A 15,807-nucleotide genomic window follows, 5' to 3' on the forward strand; every position below is an offset into this window, starting at 1 on the left:
GCAGTATAAACAAATAAATGCTTATACTGCAATTTAACAATGTGATACAGAACTCTTACTTCAGTTCTTTAATACGGATGTTACGGAATTTAACCGGAGAGCCATGTCCTAAGAAGCCGATATGTCCCTTCTTATTGAAAAGTCCCGGATGCTCCTTATGGTCGGGTGTTCCGTTCTTGGTCGCCTCACGGATATTACCATCCAGGATCACAACACCGTTTACCGTCACACGGATATTATCGCCATTGGCAACAATCTCCTCATAATTCCATTCGCCCACAGGTTTGAAGGCGCTATGATGATCCGCTTTAGCCGGGATAATACCATATACGGAGCCATGATGCTGCAAAGGAGTTATATCCTTGTAGATCGGATGTTCGCAATCCAGAATCTGGATTTCCATTCCGACATAAGCGGCATCTCCTTCCATCGGAGTACGGATTCCGACACCGTTATTGGCACCCGGAGTCAACTGGAATTCGAAACGGTAAATAAAGTTGCCGTATTCATTCTTCGTATATAAGTTGCCACCGTAGCTCTTGCTCGGAATCATGGAGATGGTACCGTCTTCCAATGTATAGTCGACCGTATTGCCTGTCCATTCATGCATATTCGTTCCGTCAAACAAAATCTTGAAACCTTCTTTCTCCTCTTCGGCGGAAAGTTTGAACGGTTCCTTGCGTTCCAATTCCTTTACGTAAATATTACGGTAATAGACTTTACTGCCGTGAGCCTGCAACTCGATCTGTTCAACGGGGAAGATCGGAAGCTTACGATCCCAGTAGTTTTCAAGGATCACATCGTCTACCACTTTTTCTCCGTTCAGGACAACCGTTACACGGTCACCCACCATTTTAATATAGAAACTGTTCCATTCGCCTAATTTATTGTCGGCCACTTTCGACGGTTTGCTTTCGTTCACCTGGTTGTTATACAAACCACCGGAACCGACCTGTGCGCCTACATTCACACGGGAAGTATCCCAGATCTGAACCTGTGGAGTGCCACGCAAGTAAATACCGGCATCCGCTTCGGGACCAGCCGGATCAAGCATCCAGTCTACATACATTTCGAAATCGCCATATTGTTTCTCCGTACACAAGTTATCATAACCGGAGCCTTCGAATACCAACAAACCATCTTCGACTTTCCAGTCCCTGCGCATGTTCTCATCCGCCTTTTCCTGTGCTTTCGCCAATTGGGCCGGTTTCATCTTCGCACGGGCGATCGGGTTCTCGACAAGCCCTTTCCAACCAGTCAGGTCCTTGCCATTGAAGAGAGAGACAAAGCCTTCTCCCTGCGGCATTTCAGCCAGATGCTTCTTGATGGCTTCCTTCTGATAGCCGGCGTCCGGGTTATCGAGCACTTCCATTACCTTATTCAACAAAGCACGGACATTGGCGCCCATATACTCCTTGTTGCCCAAAGCAATGTTCATGACGGCATTGGCAGCAGCTTGCTGTACAGGCTTCTGATCCAGAAATTCACCGGCGTATAACAGGCCGAGGAATGTGCCGGTCTTTTCAACCTGCCGCAAGATTGCGATCTTCTGTGCATCTGTCTGTGCAATTTCCATTGCCTTACGCAGGCTCAACAAGCGGTTTTCACCGGTCCGTTCCGGAGAAGATACCAATTCGACAAAACGATTCAATGCAGCCGTTCTAATTTGTGAATCGCCCGATTTGGCAATTTCATACAGATAGTCGGCAGCACGCAAGTCTTTCCATATTAACAAGGCACCTACTGCAGCATCTTTTACTGCGCCATTTCCCTTTTCACATCCTTCGATGATTAAGTCAAGCGCACTCTGCTCACCAGTCGAAGCCAAGACAAAATAATACAAATATCCTTTATCACCGGCCTGCAACATACGACGTGTTACCGTTTCCACCTGCCCAGCGGGTGACAATGATGATAAGGCAGAAATCACCGCACGCTGCATAGGAGGAACAGCCAAGGCATCAGCCGTTTCCAGCATACCGCACATATTTGTGATATCACGTTCGCCCACCACATCTTTCAGCGCCACATATGCCGCTGCTTTTACCTCCGGAGAACCGGACTGTATCTGTTCCAAGACTGTGTTGATATTAGCTGTCGCCTTACGCATAGCTAACAACTCCAACCCGGCAATCTTACCGGCATTGGCGGCAGAAGAGACCGCTTTTGCCACAGCTCCGTCGATATCACCCGGGAAGGCAGCCAAAGCATCCTGGCCCAGCAATACGATCTGCTTGTCGTCATTCTTCAGCAATTCGGCCAGCGAAGGGATATAGGCCTTATCGCCAATCTTAACCAATGTCCAGGTAGCAGCCTGCTTCACATTAAAGTCGGCATCGCGAAGTTGTTCCAGCAGCACTTGTCTGGCAGGAAGATCAAAACGGATTTCCAGATTCCGGATAATATCATGCTTAGCGGGCTTTTTAGCCTCACGTCCGATCCAGTTCAGGATATCGACTTTCAGTTCCGGTTTAGCCTTCGGCAGCATCTTCACCAGTTCGATATACAAATCCTTATCTGCAAAACAAGAAGCATAATCCAATGCGGCATTCCGGTAGTTCTTGCTCGGGTCCTTCATAGCCGCCACTACAATTTTAGAAGCTCCCGTTTTATCGGCATCTTTCCCTTTTGCTTGTTCTTTTTGCTGTCCGATTGCCAACTCTGCCGAAATCATAGCTTGCAAAGCTGCTTCACGTGTCTGCTCCTGCCCGGCTTTAGCGGCATCTTTCTGCAATTTCTTTGCAGCCTTTAGAGCATCCGTATAATTTCCCTGTGCAATCACTCGCTTGATCAAGGCTATATAAGCTTCGTTCGCACCGGTTTTTTCCATCGTGTACCCGGCATTTGCAGCAGCATCCGCCAATGCATCCAGCGATTCGCGGCTTCCGGCACGGCTCAGTGCATAGAGTACAGCCTTCTGCATATTCGGATCGGAAGCACCCAGCAAAGCTTTCAAGACCGGCTCGGCTTCTTTCACCTGTGCATCTGCAATCGCACGGATCACGTCTTTCTGCGTTTTCGGAGAACCGGAACGGCTCTTCAATGCAGCTACCAAAGCCTGTCCGGACTTTTCACTACCGATAGCAGCCAAAGCACGTGCAGCAGGTCCGCTTAACGATTCATCATTCAGACAGGATGCCAGTGCGTCCACACATTCATCTTGTCCTAAAATCTGTAGTTGACGGATGATAAACGCTTTTGTTTCGCGCTCATTCACCATTTCCAATGCTTTCAGATAAGCATTAGCCGTTGTCAGGCGGGCACTTTCCTCCCCTTTCGCCATGACATAATGCGTCAGGCCGCTCAAGGCGTAATCCACATTCGCATTGCTGCCTTTGCCCGGTGCGTTGATCATGTTAACCAGCATCAAGACACCTTCTTCGCCGGTAGAACTCAGATCGCTTATCAGTTTATTATACTCCGCTTGCTGTGCCGCAGGCATTTGAGCCAACACATCGGCAGCGGTCGTTTTGGCCGTACGGTTGGCCGGTGTCTGCGCCATCAGCATGCTTCCGCATAGCAGTAAGGCAGCTATTGATATATATGCTTTTCTCATATGTTTTTGAATTTTGAATGAATTAAATATTCCAGGGAGCTCTCATCGGCTGATCCAACAAACGATTCGCAGCCTCATCATCAATAAATTCAAGTTTCACAGGATCGAAATTCAATGTCCGGTTCAAGCGGAGCGCCGTTGCACCCATATTGACAATTGTTGCCGAACGGAATCCGTTGCGTTCGTTCAGAGCAAACGGCTGACGGGTTTTCACACATTCGATAAAATCCGTAACCTGTGGTTCCGGTTCGGGATAATCGGCAAGTTTCTTCTCCCAATCAGGAATATCGCATACAAAATTCTTATAAACATTACCTTTCGGACCGGCAATATACGGCGTATTCGGATCTCCGAAATCACCTCCCCAAAGCACGATCTGGCAACCATCGTCATAGGTATATGTGATCGAGCGCCATGTACCGACAGCATCCGGGTGCTGTTGCGGGGCATCTACTTCCACCTTTACCGGGCTGGTTTCGTCTTTGCCCAATATATATTGCACAGGGTCGATATAGTGTTGTCCCATATCGCCCAGTCCACCGCCATCATAATCCCAGTAGCCACGGAAAGTCTGGTGTACACGGTGCGGATTATAAGGCTTGTAAGGAGCCGGGCCGAGCCACATGTCATAATCCAGTTCCGACGGAACGGATTGCGGTTCGAGATACTCTTTGCCTACCCAATAGAATTTCCAGTCGAAACCGGTATGTTTACTGATTGTCACCTTCAACGGCCAGCCCAGCATACCGCTCTGCACCAATTTCTTCAACGGCTTGACCGGCGTACCCAACCCATAGAACTGGTCGGTAAAGCGGAACCAGGTGTTCAAACGGAACATACGCCCGTATTGCTTCATAGCTTCCATCACCCGCTTGCCCTCTCCGATCGTACGTGTCATCGGTTTTTCGCACCAGATATCCTTACCGGCTTTAGCAGCCTCGACCGACATAATTCCATGCCAGTGGGGAGGCGTCGCGATATGGACGATATCGACATTCGGATCCAGAATCAAATCGCGGAAATCATGATAAGCGGCTATTTTATCCTTCACCAGGTTTTTCCCTAACTCCAGGTGTTTCTTGTCTACATCACAAACGGCAACCAAACGCGTACCGCCGTAATTCACATGGCCTCTTCCCATACCTCCGGTACCAATGATACCTTTAGTCAATTGATCACTCGGAGCTATATACCCGTTTCCCAATACGTTACGCGGCACAATTGAGAAAAGAGCTACACCTCCAAGGGTTTTCAGAAAACCTCTTCTGCTTGTTCTCATAGTAGAAAATAATTTATATAGATTAGCAACTATTTCTTTAAAAATATAAACAATATCAGACAAAGATACTAATTATCCAATAGTCCCTGCAGATATTCACGAGTTTTAATAACATAATCATGCCGTGCACCGTTCAATTCGCATTCAATGGTCAGTGCTCCCTGGAAACCTTGTTTCTTCAGTTCTGCTATAACAGCGGGAAAATCGACTTTTCCTGTTGGGATCGGCACTTCTGCGCCTAATTCATACGGATTATTAGGATCCGGATATTTACCGTCTTTTGCATGAAATTCCTTAATCAGATTTCCGAACTGTTTCACGGCATCCAGAGAATTGGCCTTTCCATACATCAGCAAATTAGCCAAATCGCAATTAATAAACACATTACCCGTACCGATATCTTTAATTGCACGGATCAAAGTTGTCGGGGTTTCCTGCCCTGTTTCAAAATAGATCATGACATTCCGCTCTTTCGCATAATTGGCCAAATCCTGCATAACCCGGATAAAATCCTTATACTGTTCGGAAGAGGGATCTTCCGGAATAAAACCGAAATGGGAATGCATGGCCGGCACTTCAGCCATTGCGCAGAAATCGATCATTTCATGATACACCTTGATTTTTTCAGCCCGCTCTTCTTTCGGCACCAAGCCTATCGTTGCCGGTCCCTGACGGAAATTCCAGACACTACGGCTTCCCGGCACACCGACAACTGTAGTGACCTTAATATTATGTTTCTTCGACGCCGCCTTCACTTTTTCAGCAAACTCTTTGGTCAGTGTATTGTTCCGGTAACTCAGTTCGCAAGATCCGAATCCCTGGTCATGCAAATCCTTAAAGCTTTTATCTATATTGCTCAAATCATACTGAATAACACCGATCGTGATATTATTCTGAGCCTTTGTTCCGGAGAACACAAATAACAAAGCAAAAATCAATAAAGAAAGTTTAGTTTTCATCGCCTGATACAGATTAAGTTTATAAATAAAATGAAAAAGAGGGACAACCAAAGGGTTGTAAGTCTTTTGGTCTCCCTCCTTTGAGTATGAAAAACAAAAGTAATAATTTATTCCATTGTCGGATTGAAAGTTCCGCCCCAATTATTATTTTGTTCGAGATTCGGATTCTGATCGATATTACTCTTTTGAATCGGGAAGAAATAGAAAGATTCTTCAATCACAAATTCCCTTTCTGCAGCTTCCGTATAAGGAACCTGATGAATCACATAGCGAAAATCACCTGTGGTCAATTCGTTGTTGTTTATCTTTGTTCTTGCCGTATTCAAACTCATATCAGTTCCATCCGGATTGATAGCAATCGCCTCAAGACCGTGTTTAATCCAACCGGCCAGCTTCATCATGTTACGCGTACGGCGCAAATCCCAAAAACGATGACCTTCAAAACACAACTCGATATTACGTTCATCCAGAATAGCCTGGCGGATTTCTTCGCGGTTGCCGACATTCAGACCATAAAGGCCATCGCTTCCTGCTTCAATTCCGGCACGTTTACGAATTTGTTTCAACATTTCGACTGCCACATCCGAATGTCCGGTTTCATTGGCTGCCTCAGCATAAATAAACATTACTTCTGCAAAGCGCATCAAGATGTAATCGATATCATATGTCATTACCTTATCTTGAGTCAATGTCAAATCCGCAGCTTTGTAAATATAGAAACCTGAAAAAATATCGTTATTCACAGCATTGGTATGCGCAGCAGGATTCACGCCATACTGGTCATCCGGGCTACTCACACCCAGTGCGTTATATTGCCGGTAATCAGAAGGTTTCCCTGCCACCGGATATTCACGACCATTATATAAGCACACATTATTAAAACGGGGATCCCTATTCATCCAGAAAGATTTCAGCAAAGCCTGTTCATCACCCACATAATATTTACTTGTCGGATCATCATAGCGCTTGCCATCCATCATCGGGAAACTTTTCACAAATTCCCAAGTCGGATTACTATAAGACTTATCACGACTGACCGATGCCGGACGAGTCGTATATTCCCAAGATGAAATTTTGTTCGGATTAGAATTTACTACGGGGAACACCACTTCCGGTCCCTGCTCCTGTATCCAAATATTTGCGTATTCAGGAGTTAACGAAATACCTTTAGCCACGCAAAAATCATAAGCCTCTTTTGCTGCCGTATAAGCCTCTTCCCAATAAGGATTACCATAGGAGTTACTCGGATTGAACTGAGGAGATGCCTTCAACAGCAAAGTCTTTGCTTTCCAGGCTTTCGCAAAACATTGGTCGATACGACCATAATCTGCAGAACTGCTTGCAATCTTTTCAGGCAGTAATGATATGGCATGATCCAAATCTTCCACCATGAACTGGAAACATTCCGGTGTGGAATTACGTTTCACATACAGATCATCCTTATCTTTATCCTGAGGAATTTTAATATAAGGGACACCACCATGATGTATAACCATCCAATAATAGGTATAAGCACGCATAAAATAAGCCTGGCCTAACAACCCATTAGCCGTTTTGCTATCCAATAATCCCTCTTCCAAGCGCTTGATGGCTTCATTGATATGACGGATCGTCGTGTAATCCCATTTTTTATAGGCACCGCCTGTTTCCGTAATAGTGCCTAAATACCAGGGCATACCGGTCACTTGTTCCGAATTATTATCTGCTCCGGCATTCCAGTTGCCAAAACACTCCGAATACAGATTATTCACATAAGCGGTTGCCAAGCTGGCATCGTCCCAGACCATAGATTCATCATAACTATTCAAGTTATCGATATCCAGCGTATCACAACCGGTTGTCATTCCGCCTAAAACGAGAACGGCACTTATTATTGCATATTTAATTTTTTTCATTTTCATATTCTTTCTGATTTAAAATTAGAACGAGAAATTAAGGCCAAAGGAAAAAGTTTTCATCAATGGATATGAATCATAATATTTCTGTTCAGGATCCAAGAACTCTGTTACTGCTGAAATACAGAACAAATTGGTCGCATTGGCAAACACCTGAGCACGCGAAATACCTAACGGACGAAGAATGCCCATTGGCAAATCATAGCCGATGTTCAAGTTCTTCAAACGAAGATAAGCGCCGTTACGCATCCAGTAACTGGTGTTTCCGGCTCCGGACTCATACCAACCAGAACCTACGATACGCGGATAAACACCATTCGGGTTACGCTCCGGATCATATACTTTGTCGCTTGTCCAAATCGGGAAATAAGGACGGACAGCACCACCATGCTGGTAGAAACCACCATCGACACCACCGACAAAACGATCATACTTGCCGACACCTTGGAAGTGGACATCCAGAGTAATACCTTTCCACTTAATATTACCACCAAAACCGTAGTTAATACGTGGCGTTCCGTTTTCACTCAACAAGTTATATGCGTCATTGCCATCGATACGGCCATCAGGTCCTTCCGTATATCCGTCACCGCGTGTATCTTTATACAAGATACCGCCCAAATACGGATCACGGCCATATTGTTTGAAACCTTTCGCTTTCAAAGCGTCGACTTCAGCCTGGTCTGTCAGCAAGTGATCGGCAATCAAACCGATCAAGATACCATCGGCTTTCCCTACAGGTGATAGGGCATGAAGATTTCCACCTTCCTGATAAGTGGCAGAAACATCCAATACGTCCCATTTATCACGGGCAAACCCCAAATTCACATAGGCAGAATAATCTATTGCCCCGTTAGCAGCCTTATCCATCCAGGTTAAAGACAGTTCACCACCTCTCCATGAACGTTCAGCATAGTTTTCCGGAGCCAAGCTTTGGCCATACGTATTCGGGAGCGTCACTGTACGTGGGCCCAAAATATCGACCTCCTTACGATAGAAAGCATCGAACGTACCGGACAAACGATTATTAAAGAAACCAAAGTCCAAACCACCATTATAAGTCGTGGAAGTGGCCCAAGTCAATGTCGGATTAGGAGTCGCACCGGCTGTAATTGTATTGGCTAAATTACTGCCGAATATATATGTGCCACCTGTATTATATTTCTGCAAATAAGAAAATGCTGTAATCTTATCGATCGGGTCCTTACTCAAATCCAAGTCATTACCGGTCGTTCCATAAGATGCACGCAATTTCAAATTGCTCAACCAATCTGATGTCTTTTCCATAAACGGCTCCTGACTGATACGCCATGCAGCAGATACAGACGGGAAGAATCCCCAACGGTGTCCGTCCGGGAACAAGGTATTGCCATCATAACGGAAGGAGAACTCGGCAATATACTTCTGATCGAACGTATAATTGAAACGGCCTATCCAGGAAAGACGTCCACCGGTATATTCTTCCGCATCTCCCCAACGGCGTTCCGCATCTTTTGAATAATTAAACATCTGATCGATATTGGCAAGCGGTTGTTCGCCCTTAGCCTGTACCCATTCACCACCGTTGGCAGCCTGTTCAAAAACGATCATACCGCCGACGTCATGTTTGCCGAACGTATTTGCATAGTTTACGAACCAGTTGAACTGCTCTGTCCATAACTGCTTGGCACGATAATCCAGGTTTTCATAATTCTGGGAAAAGTTGAATGTATTATATTCATTCAAATTCAACGGAGCCGGCAAAAAACGGTTTCCTTCCGGATCAGCCTGTTGGAATTTGTAATTTTTTTGAAAAGTCATGAATCTCTTACGGGAATAGTCATGGCCAATATAACTTCCCATAATCTTCGTACTCAAACCTTTCGTGATAAAGTCAAGATTGAAATCAAATGAAACAATACCATTCATATTACGACGGCGAGTCTTCAAATAACGGTCACCCACAACTTGGTCAACCGGGTTCCATCCCTGCCATGAACCATAGTCCTGATAGATCGGGTAATCCGTAATAGTGGCAGATGGAGTTCCATCCAGGTTAGAATAAAAAGGCGTTGTCTTCATCGCATTGAACGTACAACGATACAAGTCGTAAACAGCCTGGTCATCATCGTCCGAGAACGGCCAATAGAAACGTTTGTCATTCGATTGGTTTGCATCCAGGTTTACATTCATCTTGATATATTTGCTCAATTCCATCGTCAGGTTCGAACGCAAAGAAAATTTTTTATTTTCCAAAGAGACATAAGAACCCTCTTCCGCCAGGAAAGATCCCATTACATAATATTGAACCTTTTCACTACCGCCTGTCACACTCAGAGAATGTTTTGTATTCCAAGGATTCTGCCAAATGTAATCGTTTACATTATAGTTAATATTGTTATCGCGGAAATAAGCATATTCGGCTTCACCGTTAGGTTCTTTCGTCCCTTGGAAACGTGCAACCGCATTTTGATAATCCAAATCATCGATAGCCGTCCATCTGTCTGCGAACAATTCCTGGGTAGACTTGCTGAAAGCATAGGAACCCTGGTAGTTAAACACAGGTTTTTGGTTCTTGACACCCCCTTTGGTCGTCACCAACACGACACCATTACCGGCAGCTGATCCATAGATAGAGGCCGATGCGGCATCTTTCAGGAAACTCATCTGGTCGATTTCGTACGGTTCCAGATTATCAAACGCTTCTTTATCGCGGATAACACCGTCTATAACGAACAACGGATCGCCAAAACCACCACGCATACGGATTTCGGAAGAAGCTCCCATCAAACCGGAATTACCTGTAATAGTTGCACCGGGAGCACGTCCGGCCAAAGAGTTCGACAAGTTTGTATTCGGAATAACCGAAAGTTCTTCTGCTTTTACATTCGAAATAGAACCTGTCATATTGACCTTCTTTTGCACACCGTATCCGACAACGACAACTTCGTCCAGTTTCTGGGTATCTTCATGCAAGGTAATCTGAAACGAGCTTTTATCACTTGTCACCTGTATCGTTTGATCCAAATATCCGATATAAGAAACAAGTAAAGTCGCTCCGTCAGGAATTCCATCCAATGTAAATTTACCGTCGGCATCCGTCACCGTTCCGACACCGGCACCGCCTTTAAGGATAATATTCGCCCCGATAACCGGCAATCCCGTATCGTCGATAACGACACCGGATATCGCTTTTTTCTGTTGCTGGGCCATAGCCACAACCGGCTCGGGTTGGACATATTGTTTTACACTATTATCTTTCAGAAATACGCGGTTATGAACAATCTTGTAAGAGATACCGGTATTCTTAAAGACCTCTTTCAGAACTTTTTCAATACGTTCATTTTTAAGGCTAACGGAAACTCTGGATATTTTCTTATTCAACAAGGCTTCGTCGTAAGAAAATTCGTATCCGGTTTGTTCACTAATACTTTGTATCACTGCACCGACAGTTGTACTATTCAACGCCAGTTCCAGATTCACATACAAAGAATGTGCATCCCCTTCCGCCATTGCGGGCGATGCAGCTGTCAAAAACATTGCTAATGTCGCAATTGATGCTTTTTTAATCATACATGTGATTCAATAATGTTAGTACTAAGTTTTTTTAAGTTACAGTTTTCTTTTGTTGTGTGTGTTTTCTTTTTCCTGTCTGTTATTTCTTCATAGGCATTCCATTTTTATTATTCATATATAAATATTTCTTTCCCCTCTATCCTATACCGGATCGGGGCCAAATACTTCAAGAGGTTCAGAATGTCAGGCAAGCTCTCATCCTCATTGATCACACACCGGAACTTACGCTGGGCAAGCTTCGATGATTCCAGATTTATGTTCACATTAAATTTTACGGAGAGTTGATTGACGATTTCCCTAAGCGTGACATTTTCAAAGACAAACTGGTTCAGCCGCCACGCTGTACTTATATTTACATCCACAATCTCTGTGGAATATTCGTTCTTATAGCTATTATATGTCACCTTTTCTCCCGGCGACATGTCTAAAACGGCATTTCCCTGCTTATCGAGCAGAGCTACTTTACCCCTTGCTAAAACGGTTTCTACATTTTTATGCTTCTCGTCTGTTTTTACATTGAAAGCCGTTCCGAGAACTTTGATATTTACATAATTCGTTGAAACATATAGTGGAAATTGCGCATTCTTTGCAACGTCAAAGAATGCTTCTCCTTGCAAGGAGAGTTGACGATTGTTTTTGGCAAAAGTTTCGGGCATCTTCAAGGAAGCCCATTCCTTCAACCAGACAGTCGACCCATCTGCAAGCATAATTTTTTTCACATCTTCCCCTTGCTTAACCGTAATCGTCACATAATTTTCAGGTTTCAGATATTCCCATCCCACATAAGAAAAAGAAACAAGCAACAAGATCACAGCCGCATATTTCATTACAGAGCGGACAATGTCAAACCGCCTTCTACGATTTATCTTGCCATTCACTTCATTCAAAGCGCTTTCAATATGCCCTGGTGTATTATATCGCATAAACTTCCATGAAACACGAAGGTTTATCAATTTGGAATAAATATCTTCATTCTCAATCGACCGTGCGCGCCACTCCTTCACCGCCTCCATTTCTTCCGGAGAAAGTGTGCCGACCAAATATTTTACTAAAAGTCTATAATCAAAATCCATCTTATTTCCTTTCATCTATAGCAAAACGAACAACTCGGGAAAAATACGGAGCAAAAAAAGTATTTTTTCACCTTTTTACTTTATAAAAAGCGATAACCGGATTACTTTCTTCCGTCAAACTCTTTAAATCCTCCGGAAAAATATCCGGGTTTTCATCAATTTTGTATTTGATTATAAAAGAAGGGACCACCGAAAAGAATGTATTCTTATACACTCCATTGATTTGTGAAATAAATAATAAATCCTTAACCGGAATGTTATTAACCTGTTTGCCGGCATATATGATTTTATCATTCGATAAATCATAGTATACAGCATAATAATAACCTTGTTTTTGAAACCATAAGTTTAAAATACCATCCGTTTCATAGGAATTACTCAACAGCCAAGAGTAGCGGGTTTGCATCAATTTCAACGATGGCGTCACTTCCATCAATATATCCGATGGTAAAGAATCAGGCAACTCTACTTTGTACAATGGCCGAATGGATTCCGACGTCAACTGATAGACAACAGTCCCATAATTATTTATAAAATAAAGCTTATCATCATTATAATAGAACGGATGTTCCCAACCATAAGAAAACAGGAACTCAGACATTTGGTCATGAGGGAAAAAAGACTTGTCTATTTTGGCACCGGATATGGAATAAAATAAAGAATAATGCATATTCGAATTATCCGGATAGTTATAATGGTTCCCCATAAAAAAGAAAAAGGATCCGTTCCAAATTGCCATACGTTCAGGTGCCATATATGCCGCAGAGATGGATTGACAACGTTTACCAGTAAACATATCATAACACAACAACTGCCTTCTTGAAGAATCGTACATCCATAAAACCTTCAATGGAGGATTTAGCGCAAAATCCAATATACGCCCATATTCACCCGGTCCCGAACCATAGTCGTCTATCACATATTCGACTCCACCCTCCATATTATAACAGAAAATTTTATTTTGGTTGTCCAATATAAAAATACGGTCATCAACAACAAGGGTACGGACTATTTCTCCTATCAAAACATCATCTGACAAAATCACATAAGAGACTTGCTCGAATGTTTGATCAACATGCCGGTAAGTAGTATCCGAAATAGAAATGGGAATAACCCGAGGGCTCACAGTATCAACAACAGACATATCATCCGAAATTGCAACCTGTTGTTTTGGATGACAAGCAAACAAACTAAAAATTATCAGCAAACTAAAAAAATATCGAACCATAATCTTCCATTTACTAAAATTCACCACCACACGGTACAGGAGTACAATTACATGTCGGACAAACATATTGCTTTTCACATACACGTTGTACGCTTCCCGTGAAGGAACCATCGGGATAAATATACATACAACTTTTTGTCACCGCAATAGTTCCCGGTTCCACCGGTTTATTTGGATCCGGCCACGAAGTATTGATGTCACCAGTCGTAGCCAATATCTGTATAACCAAATTATCAGCCCAACCATAATCGTCCAATGCATACTGAAGATTTAATCCCATGCCCAAAAGTAACATCGTCAAACCCGATATTAATACAAGCTTTTTCATTCCATTCTATTTTTATTGTAACAACATATTATAAGCTAAACGAACAACTTTGGGAAAATACGGAGCAAAAGTAAGAATAAGAACAAAACTAAAACAAAACTCTTTTACAACATCGCAGTTCTTTCAAATAAGCAACCATATCAAACCGTGAAAACCGGACATTTTTTCTTAATTCTACACAAACATCTTTGACGATTACAGAAGGATCTTTACCGGCCTTATAAACAAATTCCCAATCAAAAAGATAGGTTTTAATCCGAGTGGAAAGAAAGACAGTACGTCCTTTTTGATTAAACCCTTTCAATCCGGCCTGGGTATCCGGAAATTTCATTTGCAACAAATGGCGATTACACCAACGAACAAATAGTGAAACCCATCGGCGTGAAAACGGCAAACAAGAATAATATTTTTTATTACGCGTCGCAATAACCACATCTACACCTATCAATAAAGAGGCTAAAACTTTAGACATAGATTCAATTGTATAAGGAAAATCATAGTCCGTATAAAGAATGTAATCAGAAGAAGACATAGCGACCGCCTTTCGTAAAGCAAAGCCTTTTCCCTGATTTACCGGATATGCAAGGATATGGACATCCGGTATAGTTTGTATGATATAGTCAATAGCATTATGATCAAAACCTTTAATGGAACCGTCATTTACCACGTACAGATGAAATTCCAATTCATTCCATTTGGATTGCAATTCTTTATATTTAGATACAACTAACTGCTCCCAATCGGAATCCGGATTATAGCAAGGTAATATAAGATCAATTTCTGTATTCATCACTCAATAGTCTTAAATGTTCTGCGCTTATTTTTTAAGGAAAATAAGATTCGATTCACACGACCGATTACAAAAGTGTCCGGAATCTCTCCAAAAAAACGACTATCCAACGAATTATTCCGATTATCACCCATCACATAATAAAATGTCATTCCATTATGGACAGATTTACTCAAAACACGTTTCACTAATAACATATTCCGATTTTGAGGATTTCGAAAAACAATGACATCCCTTATTTCCGGCTTTTGGAAACCAATAAAACGCCTGTTCTTCCAATTATTCTTTTCATCTGCAATTCGCAAAGGCTTTATCCAAGTAAACACGTTAAATAAAGGTATATCGGAAAAACGGCTTGGAAATAAAGCCCCATAAGATACCTTGTCCACCCAAACCCAATCACCAATATACAAAGTCGGTTCCATACTTTCAGACGGGATATAGCAGGGTTCACCGATGAAAATGCGAATACAGACACAAAAAAGTATCATTATCAAGGCTATTTTAAAAGCTTTTATCATCCAAAATAAGATATTTGCGTTCTATTGATTCTATGTAAACATCTAAAAGGTCATCTAGATTATCCACCGGAATAAAACAATCTTGAATCATCAAGAAATTTGAAAGTGTAAATAGATAAAATGGAATAATGTGATTTTTATTTTCCAGTTCAAGAGAAAGATTTCCTACCGGAATACCATAAACTTCGCAATTCATTTTTTCAGTTACAATCTGCAAATCTGTAATATTTTCAGAATCTAACAATATTATGACTAAATCTGCTCCTAAATCTGAAATTATTTTTTTCAACCTTTCAGTATACTGATTAAATACATTTACACAACTCCGACATTGAGTTCCTCTAAACCGAATAACAAATTTCATCTTGCCTACTATATCTCGTAGATATATTGTATTCCCTGATATATCTACTAAACTCGTCTCATTTTTTATAAAACTATTATTACTCTTAAACTGCTTATTCAGATTTTCATATAGGCAATTTAACAAGAAAGAATCATTTTTTATACGTTCTACAGACGCATTTGCATTCTCTTTTATTTTTATTGTAACCAAGCAAAACAATATAAACAGAGAAAATACTGATAATAACAAAAATTTATATTTCATACTTATAATTTCT

Annotated in this window: 11 protein-coding genes; all 11 read right to left on the minus strand. The window is 42.2% G+C overall.

Features of this window, described 5'->3' with window-relative positions; all coding sequences use genetic code 11:
• Positions 1-55 precede the first annotated feature (55 nt).
• On the minus strand, positions 56-3,556 hold the full coding sequence (locus DW083_RS11370) for a DUF1080 domain-containing protein (RefSeq protein ID WP_122332430.1): 3,501 nt from the start codon (positions 3,554-3,556) through the stop codon (positions 56-58).
• A gap of 22 nt (positions 3,557-3,578) precedes the next feature.
• Positions 3,579-4,835, minus strand: coding sequence for a Gfo/Idh/MocA family oxidoreductase (locus DW083_RS11375; protein ID WP_115499146.1), 1,257 nt, complete (start codon positions 4,833-4,835; stop codon positions 3,579-3,581).
• A 68-nt stretch (positions 4,836-4,903) separates the two neighbouring features.
• A complete protein-coding gene (locus tag DW083_RS11380) occupies positions 4,904-5,794 on the minus strand; it encodes a sugar phosphate isomerase/epimerase (RefSeq protein ID WP_122332463.1) in 891 nt (296 codons plus the stop codon).
• 107 nt (positions 5,795-5,901) lie between these two features.
• Complete coding sequence (locus DW083_RS11385; protein WP_122332431.1) at positions 5,902-7,695, minus strand: RagB/SusD family nutrient uptake outer membrane protein; 1,794 nt, start codon at positions 7,693-7,695, stop codon at positions 5,902-5,904.
• Positions 7,696-7,713: 18 nt separating this feature from the next.
• Positions 7,714-11,241, minus strand: a complete 3,528-nt coding sequence (locus DW083_RS11390; protein WP_199659169.1) for a TonB-dependent receptor — start codon at positions 11,239-11,241, stop codon at positions 7,714-7,716.
• Positions 11,242-11,351: 110 nt separating this feature from the next.
• Complete coding sequence (locus tag DW083_RS11395) at positions 11,352-12,317, minus strand: FecR family protein (protein ID WP_122332432.1); 966 nt, start codon at positions 12,315-12,317, stop codon at positions 11,352-11,354.
• Positions 12,318-12,384: 67 nt separating this feature from the next.
• On the minus strand, positions 12,385-13,545 hold the full coding sequence (locus tag DW083_RS11400; protein WP_158582110.1) for a 6-bladed beta-propeller: 1,161 nt from the start codon (positions 13,543-13,545) through the stop codon (positions 12,385-12,387).
• A 13-nt stretch (positions 13,546-13,558) separates the two neighbouring features.
• The gene (locus tag DW083_RS22110; protein WP_147382393.1) at positions 13,559-13,873 is read right to left on the minus strand and encodes a hypothetical protein; all 315 of its coding nucleotides are present in this window, start codon (positions 13,871-13,873) and stop codon (positions 13,559-13,561) included.
• 88 nt (positions 13,874-13,961) lie between these two features.
• A complete protein-coding gene (locus DW083_RS11405) occupies positions 13,962-14,663 on the minus strand; it encodes a glycosyltransferase (protein ID WP_122332434.1) in 702 nt (233 codons plus the stop codon).
• Positions 14,663-15,184, minus strand: a complete 522-nt coding sequence (gene lepB / locus DW083_RS11410) for a signal peptidase I (RefSeq protein ID WP_122332435.1) — start codon at positions 15,182-15,184, stop codon at positions 14,663-14,665. The genes DW083_RS11405 and lepB overlap by 1 nt, the downstream gene beginning before the upstream one ends.
• Positions 15,168-15,794: a hypothetical protein gene (locus DW083_RS11415; protein ID WP_122332436.1), complete on the minus strand. Its 627-nt coding sequence runs from the start codon at positions 15,792-15,794 to the stop codon at positions 15,168-15,170. The genes lepB and DW083_RS11415 overlap by 17 nt, the downstream gene beginning before the upstream one ends.
• Positions 15,795-15,807: the final 13 nt, after the last annotated feature.

Source organism: Parabacteroides sp. AF48-14 (assembly GCF_003477465.1).
Classification (GTDB): domain Bacteria; phylum Bacteroidota; class Bacteroidia; order Bacteroidales; family Tannerellaceae; genus Parabacteroides; species Parabacteroides acidifaciens.